Raw genomic sequence first — 17345 nt, 5'->3', positions numbered from 1 at the left:
AACGATCTTGGACGCCCTGTCTGCGTTGCCGGACACACCGTCAGCATTCGGAATGACTCGTCTAGGTCCTCGCGTACTGCTGGTACCCGTCACGTATTCGAAAGCTGCGGTATTCGTGGGGCTGCCGGCAACACCTCGTCACTCGCCAGGACACCGCATAAGGACGGGCGCCCAGCCGACAGCCAGACGCCCTGCACCAAGATTTTCAGTGATCTTCTGCTAGAGGTTGTAGCCGCCCGATACCTCGATGTTCTGAGCGGTGACCCAGCGGCTCTCGTCGGAGACCAGTGTGGCGATCATCGCGCCGATGTCGTCGGGTTCGCCGACGCGGCCGAGCGCGGTCTTCGCGGCGAGGGCTGGGACGACCTCGGGGAACCGGGTGAAGGCGTCGTCGGCGATCCGAGTGCGGGTCGACCCCGGCGAGACGGCGTTGACGCGGATGCCACGCGTGCTGAATTCCTTGGCCATGTACCGGGTCAGCACGTCCAGTCCGCCCTTCATCGAGGCGTAGGCAGAGTAGCCAGGCTCCAGGCCGGTCGCCGCCGTCGCCGAGTTGCTGCTCGTATTGACGATGGCTCCGCCGTCCGCCATCAGGGGCAGCAACTTCTGCGTCAGGAAGTACGGGCCCTTGAGCAGTACTCGCATGAGCCTGTCGAACGTCTCCTCGGTCGTGTCCTCGATCAACGACGTCTGCGCGAAACCGGCGTTGTTGACCAGATAGTCGAAGGTTTCGCGCTGCCAGGTGTCGCGCAGCACGTCAGCCACTGTGTCGCGGAAGGCCGCGAAGGTGCCCGCTTCGCTGACGTCCAGCGGGAGTGCGACGGCCGTGCCGCCCTCCTTCTCGATGGTGGCGGCCGTCTCCAGCCCTCCTTGTGGGTTGGTGCCGTAGGTGAGGATGACTCCGTTTCCGCTTTTGGCGATCTCGATCGCGGCGCTTCGTCCGATGCCGGAGCTGGCGCCCGTGACGATGGCGACCTTCATGGTGTTCCTCCTGGTGTGCGGTCGTGCGTGTGTTGTGTGAGTGCGCCGGTGGCGCTACGCGGCGGAGTCCGGCAGCAGGAGCCGGGCGAGCCAGGCGGTGCGGGTCTGGCGGGCTGCGGCCGAGATGCGCGCCTGCGGGTACAGGGCGTCGAAGCCGTGGAAGCCGCCCGCCCAGACGTGGAGTTCGGCCTGGCCGCCGTCCGCCCAGATGCGGGTGGCGTAGTCGGTGTCCTCGTCGCGGAAGACTTCGGCGGAGCCGGTGTCGATGTAGGTGGTCGGCAGGCCGGAGAGGTCGTCGGCCAGCGCGGGTGAGACGTACTCGGGTACCTCGTGGTCGGTGAGGTCGCCGAGGACACAGCGCCATCCGAACTCGTTCATCTCGCGGGTCCACACGCCGGGCCCGCCGGAGTACTGGCGGCTGGAGGTGCTGGTGTTGCGGTGGTCGAGCATGGGGCAGATCAGCATCTGCGCGGCGATCGCCGGGGTGCCGAGGTCGCGGGCCAGCAGGGTGACACCGGCCGCGAGGCCGCCGCCCGCGCTGGCGCCCGCGACGACGATCCGGGCGGGATCGATGCCCAGTTCGGCGGAGTGTTCGGCGACCCAGAGCAGTCCCTGGTAGCAGTCGTCGACCAGGGTGGTACCGGTGGCCTCGGGTGCGAGCCGGTAGTCGACGGAGACCACGACCGCGCCGAACTCGTCGAGCCACTCCAGGGGGATGTCGATCTGCGAGAAGCGGTCACCCATGACCATCCCGCCGCCGTGCATCCAGTAGACGCAGGGTGCGGCGATAGCGCGATCGGTGTTCGCGGGGCTGAAGACCGACAGGGGGATCGGGGCACCGTCCTTGGCGGGCACGGTGACTTCGCGCCGGTCGACCTGCCGGTGGGCGAGGAGGGGCTCGACGGGCGTCGAGGGGAGCTGGCGCAGTTGCGCGAGTACTTCCGGGCTGAGCTGGGACATGAGGGGCATGTCGGCGAGCAGCTCACGCAGTTCGGGGTCCAAGGTGGGTCGTGCCCTGGTCATGGTCGCGGCCTTTCGTGGGGTGGTGGCGGACGGTCGGGCGAGGAGAGAGCCGGCTCGGCAGGCGCCGAGGCGGCAGGGGCCGGGGTATGGGGCGATCGGCGGGTCAGAAGGCGGCCTTGCCGCGGACCGGGACGTAGTCGGTGTACTCGGACTCCTTGGCCAGTAGTCCGTCGATCTGCGCGACGATGGCCTGGGCGGCCTCGCCGGCGAAGATCCGGTGGTGGTCCTCCTCGCTGGTCCAGCCCTCGGTGACGTGGACGATGTCGGGGTCGGACGCGGAACGGGAGACGAGGTAGACGACGCAGTGTGCGCTCGCGCCGGGGCTGCCCTCGTTCAGGCCGGTCAGTAGCAGGTCGACCAGCTGGTCGCCCATTCCGGGCTTGGCGGTCAGGGTGGCATTGAAGCCGTAGTTGGCGATCATGGATGTCCTCTTTTCGGTGATGGAGTGAGGTGATTCCATTCAACCGAGTTGACCTGCGGAAACGTTAGAACGATGCTCGCTCGTACTTGCACGATCCTCGCGTACGCGAGAGTTGCAGCGCGGAATGGTGCTGCAATGGACACATGTACCTCGAAGAGCTCCGCACACTGCTGGCCCGGCATGCCCGGCCCGACTGGACCACCGCCATCGACGGCGTCCTCATCTCGAAGGTCGACCGGCCGGATCCGCCGGCGCCCTCCATGTCCGGCACGGTGCTCGCGGTCATCGCCCAGGGGGCCAAGCGCCTCGCGCTGGGCGACCGGGTCTACGAGTACGGCCCCGGGCAGTACCTGGTCGCATCCGTCGACCTGCCTGTCACGGGGCAGTTCGCCCGGGCCGACCCCGAGCAGCCGGCCCTCGGTTTCGGTCTCACACTGGAACCGTCCGCCGTTGCCGAACTGCTGTTGCAGGCCGGTCCCGGAGACATCCCCCGCGCCGGCGGAGGCGTTCCGTCGGGGATCGCCGTCAGCGACGCTCCGGCCGCGCTGCTCGACGCGGTGGTGCGGCTGCTGCGCCTGCTCGACGAGCCCCGCGACCGGGCCGTTTTGGCCCCGCTGATCAAGCGCGAGATCCTGTGGCGTGTGATCACCGGCGAGCAAGGCGCGACGGTTCGTCAGCTCGGCCTGGCCGACAGCAGCCTCAGCCACGTCTCCCGGGCAGTGCGCTGGATCCGCGAGCACTACGCCGAGCCCTTCCGGGTCGACGAGGTGGCACGCATGGCCGGCATGAGCGTCTCCGCCTTCTACCGCAACTTCCAGGCGGTGACCGCGATGAGCCCCATCCAGTTCCAGAAGCAGATCCGGCTGCAGGAGGCCCGGCTGCTGCTCGCCACGCAACCGGGCGACGTCACCGGGGTCGGCCACCGCGTCGGCTATGACAACCCGTCACAGTTCAGCCGGGAGTATCGCCGCCGGTTCGGCGCGCCGCCCAGCCAGGACGCCGCCCGCCTGCGTCAGGCCGTGCGCACCCCGGCAGGTGTCCTTCCTTGAGCAGGCCGCGCCACGCAGGAGGATCGTGCAAGGGCGAGCGAGAATCAGTCTACGGTTTCCGCAGGTCACAGCGGTTCAATGGGATCACCGGTTCTCCTACGGAGCAGGAAAATGCCTGCCCGTCCCTGGATCCCACCACACCGCAAGGGTCACAGCATGAGTGAAACAGCGCTCTTCGCCCGCGAGTTCCTGCGCAGCCCGCTCCGGACGGCCTCCCTGATCCCGAGTTCGTCCCGCCTGGTCGAGCGGCTCATCGCCGCCGTGCCGGAGCGGGGCGAGCCCGTGGTGGTGGAACTCGGTCCGGGCACCGGGCCAGCCACCGAGGCGATCCAACGCAAACTGGCAGGCCGCGGCCGTCACATTGCGGTCGAACTGAACGAGCGGCTCGCCACGCATCTGGTTCGGCGGTTCCCTCGCGCCGAGATAGTCACCGCCTCCGCCTGGGACCTCCCCAGCGTCCTCGCTGACCGGGGCGTGCGCACAGCGGACGTGGTGGTGAGCAGCCTGCCCTGGTCGGCGTTCACCGGCCCGCACGGCGGCACCCTCGTACCGAAGATTGCCTCGCTTCTGTCCGAGAGCGGCGTGTACACGCAATTCACCTACACCTTCGCCCGCTGGGCGCCTCCGAGCCGTCACCGGCTCGCGCAGTTGCGGCAGGCGTTCGAAGAAGTGGTCGCAAGCAGGACGGTGTACCGTAACCTGCCTCCCGCCCTGGTGTATTCCGCCCGCAGGCCGCGCGGTCCGGTCGGTCAATCCCTTTCGCCGGCCGTGCGTGCCGCAAATCGAATCGCGTCCTGACTGGGTGGCGCGCCGAAGAGGCGTCGGTATTCTCGGCTGAACTGGGACGGGCTGTCGTATCCAACGCGGTATCCGATGTGTGCGATGTCCTTTGGATGTGTTGCCAGGAGAAGCCGGGCCTCATGGAGTCTGATCTTCTTCTGGAACTGGATGGGGCTCATTCCGGTGACGGCCTGGAAATTCCGGTAGAAGGCGGAAGTACTCATCCCGATCAACTCCGCCACGTCGTCCACCCGGAACGGATGTCGGTAGTTCTCCCTGATCCAGTGCACCGCCCTGGCGATATGGGACAGTTTGCTGTCGGCGAGACCGATCTGGCGAACCGTCGAGCCCTGCTCGCCGGTGATCAGTCGCCACAGGATCTCCCTTTTGACGAGGGGGGCGAGCATGTCCCTGTCGCGTGGCTGGTCGAGCAGGCGCAGCAATCGCACGGCGGCATCGAGGAGCTCGTCGGATGCGTCACTGACGGCGATAGCGGAGGGTGCGGTGCCGTTCGGCCGAGAACAGCCGTGAGCGGCCTGCAGCATCATCTCGGCGACGTCCGAGGATTGCAGGAGCAGGCCGAGCCCCAGCGCCGGCTGCTCCGGGGTGGCCCCGATGAAATGACCAGTGACGGGTAGGTCGACGGACGCGACCAGGTACTGCCCGGGGCCGTACTCGAACACCCTGTCGCCCAGGGCGAGACGTTTGGCGCCTTGGACGATCAGGGCCATGACCGTCCCCGTCATGGACGCATGGGGTGCTTGCGACTCCTCGCGGCCGATCAGCACATGCTCGATGGCGGTCGTTGCGTCACCTCGAGCGTGACGCACCAACAGGGTCCGGAGTTCGTCCAGCAGCATGCACCGATTGATACACCGCGGGCGAGGAGAGGTCCAGCAGTGCTTTCCGGGCCATAGGAGGTCGCGGAGAGGATTGTGCAAGGCTTCGCCACTTTCAGGCAAAGCAACTCCCCAGGTGGGCTGGTTGAATGTCAGAAATCCCTGAAGCTGTAGCTTTTCGGGGGTTCTCCGAATTGAGGAAGGAGGAGCGGCATGACGGACTACACCCGCAGCGAGATACACCTTTGCGTCAACGGTCAGTCGCACCGTTTGAACGTCGACAATCGCAGGACACTGCTCGACGCGCTCCGTGAGGAAACGGGCCACACAGGGCCGAAAAAGGGCTGCGATCGGGGTCAGTGCGGCGCCTGCACGGTGCTGCTGGACGGCCGGCGCGTGGTGTCCTGCCTGACGCTGGCGGTCGCCGCCGACGGCTCGGACGTCACGACGATCGAGGGCCTCGCATCCGATGGTGAACTGCACCCGCTGCAGCAGGCGTTCGTGCAGCTTGACGGTTTCCAGTGCGGGTACTGCACACCCGGGCAGCTGTGCTCCGCGGTCGGCATGCTGGCCGAACACGCGGCGGGCTGGCCCAGCGCGGTCACCACCGACGTCTCAGCCGAGGGACCGGCGCCGGAGTTGGACGCCGAGGAGGTGCGCGAGCGCCTGAGCGGAAACCTGTGCCGCTGCGGCGCGTACCCGTCGATCGTGCGCGCTGTGCTGGAGACGGCGTCCCGCGCGGAGGTGACTGGGTGAAGGAGTTCAGCTACCAGCGGCCCGGGCAGGTCCGTGAAGCGCTCGCCCTGGCCGCCGACGACGGCGCCCGGTTTCTCGGCGGTGGAACCAATCTCGTCGATCTGATGAAGGACGGGATCGAGACGCCCAACCGGCTGGTGGATGTGCGCGGCCTGCCGCTGGACGGAGTCCGCGACGCACCCGACGGAGGACTCGTCATCGGCGCGACGACGACCAACAGCGACGCGGCCGCCCACCCCGAGGTGCGCCGCCGGTACCCGGCGCTCAGCCAGGCCGTGCTGGCGGGCGCGTCGGGGCAGCTGCGCAACATGGCCACGGTGGGCGGCAACCTGCTGCAGCGGACCCGGTGCGGCTACTTCGCAGACTCCTCCCAGCCGTGCAACAAGCGCAGCCCCGGCAGCGGCTGTTCCGCGATCGCCGGAGAGCACCACAACCACGCGATTCTCGGCTGGTCCGACCACTGTGCGGCCACCCATCCCTCGGACATGGCCGTGGCCCTGGTCGCGTTCGACGCGGTCGTGCACTACGAGACCCTGGACGGGACCCAAGAGATCCCGCTGTCCGAGTTCTATCCGCCGGTCGGCGAGACCCCGCAACGGGAAACCATGCTCCCCTCGGGTGCCCTGATCACCGCGGTCACCCTGCCGGGCGCCGCTGCAAGCCCGCGATCGCGCTACCGGAAGGTCCGCGAGCGCGCGTCCTACGCCTTCGCGAACGTCTCCGTCGCAGCCGCGCTGGACGTCAACGAGGGTGTCGTGCAAGGTGCCCGGATCGCGCTCGGCGGGCTCGCCTCACGGCCGTTGCGCGCTCACGCCGCCGAGTCCGCCCTGCAGGGCGCCCCCGCCACAGCCGACCGCTTCGGTGTCGCCGCCGATGCGGAGCTGTCCGCCGCGCGGCCGCTGCGCGACAACGCCTACAAGGTGACGCTGGCCCGCAACCTCATCGTGGCCGTCCTGACCGAGCTCGCCCACCCGGCCGAGTGACGAATCGCTCCCGTCACGCCCCTGAAGGAGATCAACCCATGGCCGCCTCCTCGACCAGTCCATCACCGGCACCATCCGGACACCAGGCCCTCCGGCCGAACACTGCCGGGACCTCCGCGCCGTCGGCCCGCATGGGTGAACCGCCACTGGGAGCCATCGGCATGGCACGGCCCCGGGTGGAGGGTATGGCCAAGGTCACCGGCGCGGTGCGCTACGCCGCAGACGAGCCGATGAGCGAGCTGGCGCACGGGTGGGTCGTCACCTCCACGGTGACCCGCGGACGCATTCGCGACATCGACACCTCCGCCGCGCTTGCCATGCCGGGCGTGCTGGGCGTGCTCGACCACAGCAACGCACCTCGGCTCAACCTGGATGCCGGATCGTTCTTCGGGCCCGACGGCGGCATGCACCTGCTGCAGAACGATGAGATCCCTCACTCCGGTCGGCCGATTGCGCTGGTGGTAGCGGAGACGGCGGAGCAGGCCCGGTCGGCAGCCATGGCGCTGCGGGTGACATATGACGAGGAACCGTACGACGTCGACTTCTCACTCGAGCACCCGGCCGCCCGGCCGGCGACGGCGTTCTTCGGCGAGGACGCCACCGTCGGTGACGTCGAGAGGGAGGTGGCCGCGAGTACGGTGGCCGTCGACGAGCGCTACGTCACCCCCGAGGCGCACGGCGCCGCCATGGAGCCGCACTCTGCGACCGCCTGGTGGGAAGGCGAGCGCCTGCAGGTCGTCGACTCCAACCAAGGGCCCTTCCTGGTCGCCATGACGGTGGCCACGCTGTTCCACCTCGAACCGAAGCAGGTGCGCGTCCGGTCCTTGCATGTCGGTGGCGGCTTCGGGTCCAAATCGGGGGGCTGCGGACCCCAGTTGGTCCTGGCGGTGATGGCTGCGACGATGTTCAACCGCGCCGTGCGCGTCACCCTGACCCGCAGTCAGGTGTTTCAGACGGTCTCGATGCGGCCGGCGACCGACCAGCGCGTGCGGATCGGGGCCGATGCCGACGGCCGGCTGCGCGCCATCGACCACACAGCGGCCTTCGAAGTCTCGAAACTCGCGGATTACCTCGAGAACTGCACCGAGCTCTCCAACACGCTCTACGCGGCACGGGCGATCCGCACCCGGCGCACCGCAGTCCCCGTCGACATCCTGCCGCCGTACTCGGTGCGCGGGCCCGGCGCGACACCCGGCTCGTTCGCGCTTGAATCCGCCATGGACGAGGTGGCGGAGCGGTTGCGCATGGACCCCCTCGAGCTTCGGCTGCGCAACGAGCCCCGCGTCGGCCCTGTGTCCGGCCTGCCGTTCAGCCGCCGCAACCTCGTCACGTGCCTGAGAGAGGGCGCTCGCCGGTTCGGCTGGGCCACACGCGACCGCGAGCCGCGCACGCGGAGCGAGGGACACCTGCTCGTCGGCACCGGGATGGCGGCCACGTCCTTCTCCGCGGGTGCGCTGCCCTCGACGGCGTCGATCACCGCCGAGGCGGACGGGGGCTTCACCGTGGCCATCGGCGCCAGCGACATCGGTACGGGCGCACGCACCGCGTTGACCGCAGTGGCGGCCGAGGCGCTGCGCATAGATCCCGAACGGATACGGCTGCTGATCGCGGACAGCGACCTCGGTCCCGCGTGGAGCGCCGGCGGATCCCGGGGCACGACGTCCTGGTCCTGGGCGATCACCGGGGCCGCGGCGAAGCTGCGCTCCCAGCTGGCAGGCGCCACGCTGCCGCTGACCGTCTCGTTCGACACCACCGAGTCGCTCGGTGCGCTGCCCCCCATGGAACGGCATTCCTACAGTGCCGTGTTCTGCGAAGTAACCGTCGATCCGGCGACCGGCGAGGTGCGGGTGCGGCGGCTGTTGGGCATGTTCGCCGTGGGCCGCGTGATCAACCCGCTGCTCGCACGCAGTCAGCTCGTCGGGGGCATGATCATGGGGTTGTCGATGGCCCTGCACGAAGAAGGCGTCCGGGATCCGGCCACCGGCCGCCACGTCAACGGGGACTTCGCCGGCTACCACATCGCCGCACACGCCGACATCCCCGACATCGAAGCCGACTTCGTACCCGACTACGAACCGGGCGACCCCTCCGGCATCAAGGGTGTCGGCGAAATCGGCACCGTCGGCACCGCCGCCGCGATCGCGAATGCCGTCTGGCACGCCACCGGCCGCCGCCACCGGACCCTGCCCATCCGTCCGGACCGAGTGCTTGAGGAACCGCCTCCGCGGTGAGCGTTCGCAAGAACGGGCTCCCGGACCGCTGCCGTCACCGCCCCGGCACGGGGCCTGAACAGGAGGAACGCGTGCTACGCGAGGTATGGCCCTTCGTCGACGCCCACCGTCGGGCGGGCCGACCCGTCGTGCTGGCCCGGCTGGTGGGCCGGGACGGGCCCGGATCACGACCGCTCGGCGCCACCATGGCCGCCGCCGAGGACGGTACGTGGCGCGGCTCGCTGTCGGGCGGCTGCGTCGAGGGCATCGTCCTGGACACGGCCCGCGCCGTGCTCGCAGGGGCCGCGCCGCATGTGACCGCGGTATCGCCCGGGGACGACCTCCTGCCCTGGGAGGACACTCCCGTCTGCGCCGGCGAGCTGCGAGTCCTCATCACGCCCGCGCCGCCCAAGCCGGTGCACACCGCCATCACCACGGCCCTGGCCGAGGACCGTCCGCTCACCGTGCGGGTCGGGCTGAGGCCACCCCACCGCTGGTCGACGGCAGCCACGGCCGACCAACTGCCCGACATGGGCCCCGCGTTCACCGAGGAACTGACGGGTCGGCCGCGGCTGCTGCTGATCGGCGCAACAGATCTCGCCGCAGTCCTGGCCACCCTGGCCGGGACCTTGCACCGCAAGGTCGCCGTCCTCGATCCCCGACCCGGGCATGTCGCCTCCGGGGCCTTCACCGGCACCGCCGACATCGTCCGTGCCTGGCCCGACGACTGGATCGCCCGGCATCCGCTCGGCGTACGCGACGCGGTCGTCACACTCAGCCATGACCCGCGCATCGACGACCGTGCACTTCGCGCCGCTCTGGCAGGCCCCGCCGGGTACGTCGCCGCGCTCGGCAGCAGGGCCACTCACGCACAACGCCTGCGGCGCCTGGCCGACGCGCCCGGACTGGACCGGCTGACCGGCCCGGCGGGCCTCGATCTCGGCGGAGCGTCGCTCGCCGAGAGCGCCCTGTCGATCCTCGCCGAGCTCGTCGCGGTGGACAACGGCCGCGGCGGGCGTCGCCTGCGCGACGGCGATCTGCCCATCCGGGCCACGACGGCCGCAGCGCACATCTAGTGCTGGATTCCTCTTTCGTTGGGTATATGTCCTGGTGGCGGGGTAGTTGGCGGTGCTCGGGGACGGGTGCTGGACGATGGTTTTACGGGCACGACCGGGTCGTGATGAGGACGAGCGGACCGTCGTTCGCCGGTTGTCGCGGGCACGGAAGGCGCCGCGCGATGCAGTGATGCGGGCCCGGATGATCGAGCTGAGCTGGTCGGGACTACGGGTGCCGGCGATCGCCGTGGAGCTGGACTGCAGCCAGAAAACGGTCCGGTGCTGGCTGCATCGCTTCAACCGCTCAGGCCTGCAAGGACTGGAGGATCTGGGCGTGCAGGGCCGCAAGCGACGGATCACCGAGGAGGACCGATCTCGGATCATCTTCCTGGTCAAGAACCGTGCCGCCAGGGCGGCTGAGGTGGGAGCCCGTCGGGGAACTGTGGGCCTTCGACGAGTCCGGGCCATCCGAGTGGACGTTGGATTCCCTGGCCGCGGCAGCGCGGGCCGAAGGGATCGACCGCGCACTCCAAAGACGGAGTGGAGACGAAGCTGAAGAACGCCGTCTGCGCCGGCACCATCACCCTGTCCTCCGCCCGCAGCGCCATCAAGAACAACTGGACCACGGCCCTGCAGGTCACCGGAATCGGCTGACCCAGCCAACGGCCGGGACATCCAGACCACACGGGCTGGATGTCCCGGCAACAAGCGTCGAGTCCGCTTCGACCTGATCGACGCTGACGGTGGCCGGCCGGCCCGGCCGGGGCTCGTCGACCAGTCCGTCCAGCCGCTGGACGAGAAACCGCCACCGCCACTTGCGGACCGTGTCCGCGGCCACCCGAAGCTCCCGGGCAACCGTGACAATCGGCGGAACCTCCAGCCCCGCACACGCCAACACGATCCGTGCCCGCAGAGCCAGCGCCTGAGCCGATGTCGCCCGAAGCATCCACCGTTCCAACGTCGCCTGCTCCTCAGCAGAGAGCAACAACGGTTCCAGCTTCGGGCCCCGACGAGGAACTGACCACCAGCATTGTCCGGCTGTGCAGCCTGATTGCGCACCGCTCGTCCGAGGATGCGCAATCAGGCTGCGCACCACATGCACGCCAGGGCTGAGACGCGTGGTGGCCCGACCATGAGCCCGACCACGGCAGCTAGACGGGCGGCAGGGTCAGCGCAGGGCGTCGATGGCCTTCACGATCAGTGCGCGAGCGTCAGCCCCGTACACGGCCATGCCGCGCAGATGCTCGAACGCCTTCAAATACAGGGCGATTTCGCTGGGCTGGGTGACGCGGACCTGGGCCGACAGGAGCTCCACCGACACCAGCGTGTCGTCGTACACGTGGAACAGCTCCTGCGGCCGCAGGCGACGCTCCTGGGTTGCGCTGGGGATGATGCCCAGCGACACCGAGGGGAGTGCCCCGGCGGTCAGCAGATGACCGAGCTGGGCGGCCATCGCGTCCGCGTCCCCCAACTGGTAGCGCAGGACGCCCTCTTCGATCAGCATGACGAACCGGTGCCCCGGCTCGTGAATGACCTGCGACCGTTCGAGGCGGGCCGCGGCGGCCTCTTCGGCGTCGTCCGGGATGTCGAGCAGGCGGGCATTCGCGGACAGCAGGGCGCGCGCGTAGCCCTCGGTCTGGAGCAGGCCGGGAACCAGGGTGGGCGAGTAGATCCGGAACAGCTCCGTCGCCTGGTACAGCTGCACGTAGCTGCCCTGCAGGCGGGTGAGCCCGGCACGGACCTTGCGCTGCCACTCGACGTACTGCGACTCGGCGTCGCGGGACTGCACGATGATGTCCGCCGCCTGGTCGTCGGCGCCGCAGGCGCGGCACCACAGGCGGATGTCCTGTGGTGTGGGGGGCGTGCGCGCGTTCTCGATACGGGACGTCTTCGGGTGCGTCCAGCCGCAGCGCACGGCCAGCTCAGTGCCTGTCATGCCCGCATCGGCGCGCAGGTCACGCAGACGCTGCGCGACCCGCTCGCGCGCAGCGCCCTGCCGTCGCGGTCTACCGGCGCGGGCTGCGGTCGGAGAACGCGCCCGAGCCCATTTGTTCGAACTGCCCTTGGACATTGGCTGCGAAGGTCTGGGGGTCATCGGCCCCATAGGCCTGCCCCATGGTGCTCATGGCTACCGTGAGAACGCCCTTGAATGGCGCGCCTGGAGCGGTGCGCACGGGTGTGCACATGAAGCTGAAGTCCTGCGGCGTGTTGGCGTCGTACGTACTGAGGGTGACCTTGGGCAGCGTGGTGGGCTGTCCGCGGCGGAGAGCGTCGTCCATGGCGTGGAAGACGCCGACTCGGTCGAGGCCGGGCAGCGCGTGTCGGGCCGGGCTGAACTGCTGAGCCATGCCGAAGGCCTCGCCCTGTTTGCGGTTGGCGTAGCGCAGCAGGTGATCGGGGCCTTCGGTGAGCATGATGGGGAACAGGGCCCCGTCGAAGACCGCGAACAGCTCTTGCTGCTGGGCGAGAAGGCTGTCTCGCAGTTTGAATTCGGATTGCAGGGTCGCAGTCAGTTCCTTCATGGTGTCCATGATCTGGTCGTCCCAGACGCGGGGCCGGAAGTCCGCGACGCACACGGTGCCGAGGACCTGGCCTGTGTTGTCGAGCAGGGGAGTGCCCAGGTAGGAGCGCACGTTCAGGTCGTTGACCAGAGGGTTTCCCTTGAAGCGCGGGTAGGCGAAGACGTCGTCGAGGGCGAGTTGAGACCGCTCGGCGACGACATGCGGGCAGAAGCCGTACTCACCGGGTGCCTCGCGTCCGAGCGTGCTCAGATCGAAGGGTATGCCGCCGCCTTCGACGTCAACCACGTCCTCTGGGGATGAGCTGGGCACGTACATGCCGCGGAACATCTGCCGCTCGGCACTGATGAAGTTGACCATGGCCAACGGAGCCTGGGTGAGCGTGGCCGCGAGGCGTGCCACACGGTCGAATGTAGCTTCCGCGTCGGGCGCGTTGAGGCCGAGAATCGTCAGTCGTCGGGTCCGCTGTGGGCCGGTGCGACGGAATGGTTCGAGGGGATCGTGGGAGTCCATGACGTTAGATGAAAGCAGAGATCTTGCCTCTGTGGATTGCCTCTCCAGGTCATTGCCGTCTCATCTGTCACTTCGTGAACGCCGTGACGACCAGGGCGAGTTGGTTCGTGGCCGGGGCGCGGCCGTAGCTTCCCGTGGGTGCTCAGCACGGCTGCCGTGTGGGCATTCGGGAAGGCTGCCCAAATTTTTTGATGTTTCAACCATCGGCGATCACTTCCCGTCATTTCGGGTCGGCTCGTCGAACGGAAACGATTTTGCATCCGACAATCATGCGGTGAACCTACTTTCGATGCCGCGTACGCCTCGACATGACGAGCATGGATCGAATCTGTGTTCGGATTTGGGGAGGTGAGGCGGGTGTATGGTTCCGCGACTGTGTCTGCTGAGTGGGGGGCGGCGACACTGCCGTTCCCTTTCCTTCCGGTGGGTTGGGCGCCAAGGTTCACGGCTCCCTTGCGCAACCGCGCGGCCCCGCGGGGTAGCTGAACGTTGGCCTGAAAAGGGGGACCTGCGCGCGGTGTGCGACCGCACCGGTGAGTGGCCCGGCGTCGCGACGAGTGGTGCGCGTGGTCCCGCTGGTCTCCTCGCCCAGAGCGCCGGTTTCCCGCTGCGACGTGACGGATATCTGTGGCTAGATGCACCGGGTCAAGGTCAACTGCCTCATGGCGTAGCAACGTATGAAACGGAGTTCTCCCATGAACAGGTCCCGCGTGTCCGACGTGGACGCTCGGTCGGTGGCGGTGATCGGCCTGGCCTGCCGCCTGCCGGGGGCGTCCGGACCCAGCGAACTGTGGGCCCTGCTGAGGAACGGCGGAAACTCCATCAGTGAGACGCCGCGTGAACGCTTCGACGCGGATGCTCTCCATTCCCCTGAGCCCAGACAGGGGCGCATAGCCGGCCGCCGCGCGGGCTACATCGACGATATCGCCGGCTTCGACGCGGAGTTCTTCGACATGTCGGCCGCCGAGGCGGCCGAACTCGACCCGCAGCAACGACTCTTGCTCATGACGGCCTGGGAGGCTCTGGAGGACGCCGGACAGCGGCCCGACCTGTTGGCCGGCAGCCGGAGCGCGGTGTTCGTCGGCAACACCCGGGCCGATTCCCTTGAACTCACCCTGCGGCGTGGACCGGAGTCGGTAACCGCGGCCCAACTCAACAACTTCCGTTCGGTGCTGCCTGCCCGGATCTCCCACTTCTTCGATTTCCGTGGCCCCAGCATCGTCGTGGACACGGCCTGCTCCTCGTCGCTGGTGGCCGTGCACCAGGCCGTGCAGAGCCTGCGCTCGGGGGAGAGCCCGCTGGCGCTGGCCGCCGGCGTGAACCTTGCTCTGCGCCCGGACGAGAGCCTCGTGCTCACCCAAGCCGGCGGAATGTCAAGCGACGGGCGCTGCAAGTTCGGTGACGCAGATGCGGACGGGTACGCCCCGAGCGACGCTGTGGCAGTCGTCGTGCTGAAGCGCCTGACGGACGCGCTGGCCGACGGCGACCGGATCCGTGCTGTCATCCGGGGCAGTGCGATCGGCAACGACGGCCGCTCCAGTGACACGGTGCTCAACCCGTCGCTGGAAGGCCAACGGGACGTACTCCGCTGGGCCTACCAGGATGCCGGTCTGGACCCGGCCGACGTCGACTACGTCGAGGCTCATGGCTCCGGTTCGCCTGCGCTCGACCCGCTCGAACTGAGCGCGCTGGGCGAGGTGCTGGGTGCCGGGCGTCCCAGGGACCGGCCGCTGCTGGTCGGCTCGGTCAAGACCAACATCGGTCACGCCGAGGCCGGCGGCGGCTTGGCCGGTCTGATCAAGACAGTGTTGTGCCTGGAGCACGGTGAGGTGCCGGCCAGCTTGAACCTGAGCACACCCCATCCACGTGTCGACTGGGACCGGCTTCCGTTGGTCATTCCGGCCGCGCTTCAGCAACTGCCCGACCTGGGGCGGCCCATCATTGCTGGGGTGAGCGGACAAGGCTCGTCAGCCCTCAACGCCCACGTGGTGCTCCGCGAGTTCGACGCCAAGGCCACCCTCGCCGTCCCGGCTCCGGACGGCACGCCGTACGTCCTGGCAATCTCCGCGCACAGCGCCGCGGCACTCGAAGGCCTGGCCCGGTCCTACGCCGACTACCTTGGCCCCGCCGGCGTCGGCGCGTCGTACGCACTTCGCGATATCTGCTACAGCGCGGTCACCCGGCGCTCGCACCACGAGTACCGGATGTCTGTGGTCGGCTCCAGCCACGAGGAGCTGGCGGCGGCGCTCGCCGGGAGACCGGCGGTGGCCGGGCGTCCCCTGTCGGCTGTCGCCGCCCGGTACCGCGGTGGCGAGGAGATCGACTGGGCGACGCTGTTCGGTGAACCCGGCCACTATGTGCCGCTGCCGTCCTACCCCTGGCAGACCAAGCGGCACTGGCCCGGTGAGCAGCACGACGACGAGAACGACCTGGCGGCGTGGGTACTGCGCGAGCACGCACGCACCAGATTCGACGAAGGCTCGACGCTCACAGACATCGGCATCGACTCGCTGGCGAGGCTGCGCATCGTCGTCGAACTGGTCAAACGGTGCCAGCGAGACGTCGACCCGGCGGAGTTCGGCCGGATTCGCACGGTCGGCGAGCTTCGGCAGTGGACGCGTGCGCTGCAGGCAGTGGCCCGATGAGCGAGCTGCGCACCGTGTACGACTGGTTCGCCCGCTCAGCCGCCGCGCACTCGGATGTGACGGCTTTGGAAGTCGGCACGGCACATCTGACCTATGGAGAACTGCACGACCTGGTGGAGCGGCTCGCCGCGCGCCTCGTCGCGGCGGCGGGCGGCAGTCCACCGCGCCGGGTCGGGCTGCTGGCAGCGCGCTCGGTGACGGCGTACGCCGGCTACCTCGCCGTCCTGCGGGCCGGTGCCGCCGTCGTGCCGCTCAGCCCGGAGTACCCCGCAGCACGGACAGCTCAGATCGTCACGGCGGCCGGCCTGGACCTCGTGCTGGCCGAGTCCACCGACAGCGCCCTCGACCTCGGCGTATCCGTCCTTGTGGCCGACCCGGGCGAGCTGGCGGCCCTCGCTGGCACGCCCTCACCCGAGATGCCGTACCGGCAGGCCGGGCCGGACGACCTTGCGTACGTCATCTTCACCTCAGGGTCGACCGGCACCCCCAAGGGCGTACCGATCACACACCGGAACATCTGCGCCTATCTGGAACTGGTCGCGGGACGCTACGACATCGGGCCGGGCTGTCGCCTGTCGCAGACCTTCGAGCTGACCTTCGACGGATCGGTGCACGACCTGTTCGTCGCCTGGGCGGGCGGTGGCACGCTCGTTGTCCCCGAGCGCAGCCAGTTGCTGTCCCCGGTGAAGACCGTAAACAGCCTGCGGCTCACACACTGGTTCTCCGTGCCGGCCCTGATCTCCTTTGCTTCCCTCCTGGGCACCCTGGTCCCGGGCAGCATGCCGACGTTGCGGTGGAGCATCTTCGGCGGCGAGCCGCTCACCCTGCGGGCGGCCCGCGAGTGGCGACATGCCGCTCCGAACAGCCGCCTGGAGGTCCTGTACGGACCGACGGAGCTGACCATCTCCTGCACCGCCTACCGGCTCCCCGACGACATGACCAACTGGCCGCGCACGCCCAACGGCACGGCACCGATAGGGAGTTCGTACCCGGTCCTCGACCTGCTCCTGTTGGACGAAGAGGGACGGCAGGGCCACAGCGGAGAGCTGTGCGTGCGGGGTCCTCTGCGCTTTTCCGGCTACCTCGATCCGGCGCACAACGCGGGCCGCTTCCTCACCGATGACCTGCAGCCGGCCGGCGACGGCCCTCCTCCCGAGCAGTATTGGTACCGGACGGGAGACCGAGTTGCCGTGCAGGACGGTCACCTGGTGCATCTGGGCCGGACCGACCACCAGGTCAAGATCCGCGGCCACCGGATCGAACTCGGTGAGATCGAGGCCGCGCTGCGTGGCCAGCCGGAGGTACGTGACGCGGTCGTCGTCACCCTGCCGGCCGCCGACGGTGAACTGGAGCTGCAGGCCGCAGTCAGTGGCTCAGGCTGCACCACCGACCGGTTGTTTGCGGCGCTGGGTGACCAGTTGCCGCCGTACATGCTGCCCCGCCGGATCACCGTTTTGGAACAGCTCCCACTCAACGCCAATGGCAAGGTCGACCGCCGGGCGCTGCTCGCCGAACTGGGCGACTCCGGCTGACCATTCGCGCCCGCGGGCCCTGGCCCGTCGATCCCCGTG

16 protein-coding genes are annotated in these 17345 nt (G+C 68.9%); 9 read left to right on the top strand and 7 right to left on the bottom strand.

Translation table 11 applies throughout. The features are described 5' to 3' along the window. Positions 1-219: 219 nt before the first annotated feature. From IEY95_RS48185 to IEY95_RS48175, 3 genes are all read right to left on the bottom strand, one after another. Positions 220-981, bottom strand: coding sequence for an SDR family NAD(P)-dependent oxidoreductase (locus IEY95_RS48185; RefSeq protein ID WP_189192687.1), 762 nt, complete (start codon positions 979-981; stop codon positions 220-222). A 54-nt stretch (positions 982-1035) separates the two neighbouring features. Continuing rightward, positions 1036-2004 carry an alpha/beta hydrolase gene (locus tag IEY95_RS48180; protein ID WP_189192686.1) on the bottom strand — a complete coding sequence of 323 codons (969 nt, stop codon included), beginning with the start codon at positions 2002-2004 and terminating at the stop codon, positions 1036-1038. 103 nt (positions 2005-2107) lie between these two features. Next, positions 2108-2425: a putative quinol monooxygenase gene (locus tag IEY95_RS48175; RefSeq protein ID WP_189192685.1), complete on the bottom strand. Its 318-nt coding sequence runs from the start codon at positions 2423-2425 to the stop codon at positions 2108-2110. Between the two features lie 143 nt (positions 2426-2568). Between IEY95_RS48175 and IEY95_RS48170 the strand changes: the two genes are divergently transcribed. Both IEY95_RS48170 and IEY95_RS48165 read left to right on the top strand, forming a co-directional pair. Next, the gene (locus tag IEY95_RS48170) at positions 2569-3474 is read left to right on the top strand and encodes an AraC family transcriptional regulator (RefSeq protein ID WP_189192684.1); all 906 of its coding nucleotides are present in this window, start codon (positions 2569-2571) and stop codon (positions 3472-3474) included. Positions 3475-3630: 156 nt separating this feature from the next. Next, a complete protein-coding gene (locus IEY95_RS48165; protein WP_189192683.1) occupies positions 3631-4272 on the top strand; it encodes a class I SAM-dependent methyltransferase in 642 nt (213 codons plus the stop codon). Here the strand turns inward: IEY95_RS48165 and IEY95_RS48160 are convergent. After that, entirely contained in the window at positions 4224-5114 is an 891-nt protein-coding gene (locus tag IEY95_RS48160) for an AraC family transcriptional regulator (RefSeq protein ID WP_189192682.1), read from the bottom strand. The genes IEY95_RS48165 and IEY95_RS48160 overlap by 49 nt on opposite strands. A gap of 192 nt (positions 5115-5306) precedes the next feature. On the opposite strand from IEY95_RS48160, the gene IEY95_RS48155 reads away from it, so the two are divergent. From IEY95_RS48155 to IEY95_RS48135, 5 genes are all read left to right on the top strand, one after another. After that, complete coding sequence (locus tag IEY95_RS48155) at positions 5307-5849, top strand: (2Fe-2S)-binding protein (protein ID WP_189192681.1); 543 nt, start codon at positions 5307-5309, stop codon at positions 5847-5849. Beyond that, on the top strand, positions 5846-6832 hold the full coding sequence (locus tag IEY95_RS48150; RefSeq protein WP_189192680.1) for an FAD binding domain-containing protein: 987 nt from the start codon (positions 5846-5848) through the stop codon (positions 6830-6832). Before IEY95_RS48155 ends, IEY95_RS48150 begins: the two co-directional genes overlap by 4 nt. A gap of 161 nt (positions 6833-6993) precedes the next feature. After that, a complete protein-coding gene (locus IEY95_RS48145) occupies positions 6994-9063 on the top strand; it encodes a xanthine dehydrogenase family protein molybdopterin-binding subunit (protein ID WP_229703867.1) in 2070 nt (689 codons plus the stop codon). 71 nt (positions 9064-9134) lie between these two features. Continuing rightward, positions 9135-10118 (top strand): XdhC family protein, encoded by a 984-nt coding sequence (locus tag IEY95_RS48140; RefSeq protein ID WP_189192678.1) that lies wholly within the window; start codon positions 9135-9137, stop codon positions 10116-10118. A 76-nt stretch (positions 10119-10194) separates the two neighbouring features. Continuing rightward, entirely contained in the window at positions 10195-10653 is a 459-nt protein-coding gene (locus IEY95_RS48135) for a helix-turn-helix domain-containing protein (protein WP_308429436.1), read from the top strand. A gap of 81 nt (positions 10654-10734) precedes the next feature. Here IEY95_RS48135 and IEY95_RS50995 read toward each other — a convergent pair whose 3' ends face one another. The 3 genes from IEY95_RS50995 to IEY95_RS48120 form a co-directional block, all read right to left on the bottom strand. Beyond that, positions 10735-11043: a helix-turn-helix domain-containing protein gene (locus tag IEY95_RS50995; RefSeq protein WP_373294696.1), complete on the bottom strand. Its 309-nt coding sequence runs from the start codon at positions 11041-11043 to the stop codon at positions 10735-10737. A gap of 222 nt (positions 11044-11265) precedes the next feature. Beyond that, positions 11266-12060: a helix-turn-helix domain-containing protein gene (locus tag IEY95_RS48125; RefSeq protein ID WP_268240562.1), complete on the bottom strand. Its 795-nt coding sequence runs from the start codon at positions 12058-12060 to the stop codon at positions 11266-11268. A 43-nt stretch (positions 12061-12103) separates the two neighbouring features. Further along, positions 12104-13129 carry a GAF domain-containing protein gene (locus tag IEY95_RS48120; RefSeq protein ID WP_189192676.1) on the bottom strand — a complete coding sequence of 342 codons (1026 nt, stop codon included), beginning with the start codon at positions 13127-13129 and terminating at the stop codon, positions 12104-12106. A 695-nt stretch (positions 13130-13824) separates the two neighbouring features. Between IEY95_RS48120 and IEY95_RS48115 the strand changes: the two genes are divergently transcribed. Together IEY95_RS48115 and IEY95_RS48110 are read left to right on the top strand one after the other, a co-directional pair. Next, complete coding sequence (locus tag IEY95_RS48115) at positions 13825-15774, top strand: beta-ketoacyl synthase N-terminal-like domain-containing protein (protein WP_189192675.1); 1950 nt, start codon at positions 13825-13827, stop codon at positions 15772-15774. Next, positions 15771-17306 (top strand): amino acid adenylation domain-containing protein, encoded by a 1536-nt coding sequence (locus IEY95_RS48110; RefSeq protein WP_189192674.1) that lies wholly within the window; start codon positions 15771-15773, stop codon positions 17304-17306. Before IEY95_RS48115 ends, IEY95_RS48110 begins: the two co-directional genes overlap by 4 nt. Positions 17307-17345: the final 39 nt, after the last annotated feature.

The sequence above is a fragment of the Streptomyces albiflavescens genome, assembly GCF_014645835.1.
GTDB classification, from domain to species: domain Bacteria; phylum Actinomycetota; class Actinomycetes; order Streptomycetales; family Streptomycetaceae; genus Streptomyces; species Streptomyces albiflavescens.
This window is presented reverse-complemented; position numbering and strand designations above follow the sequence as displayed.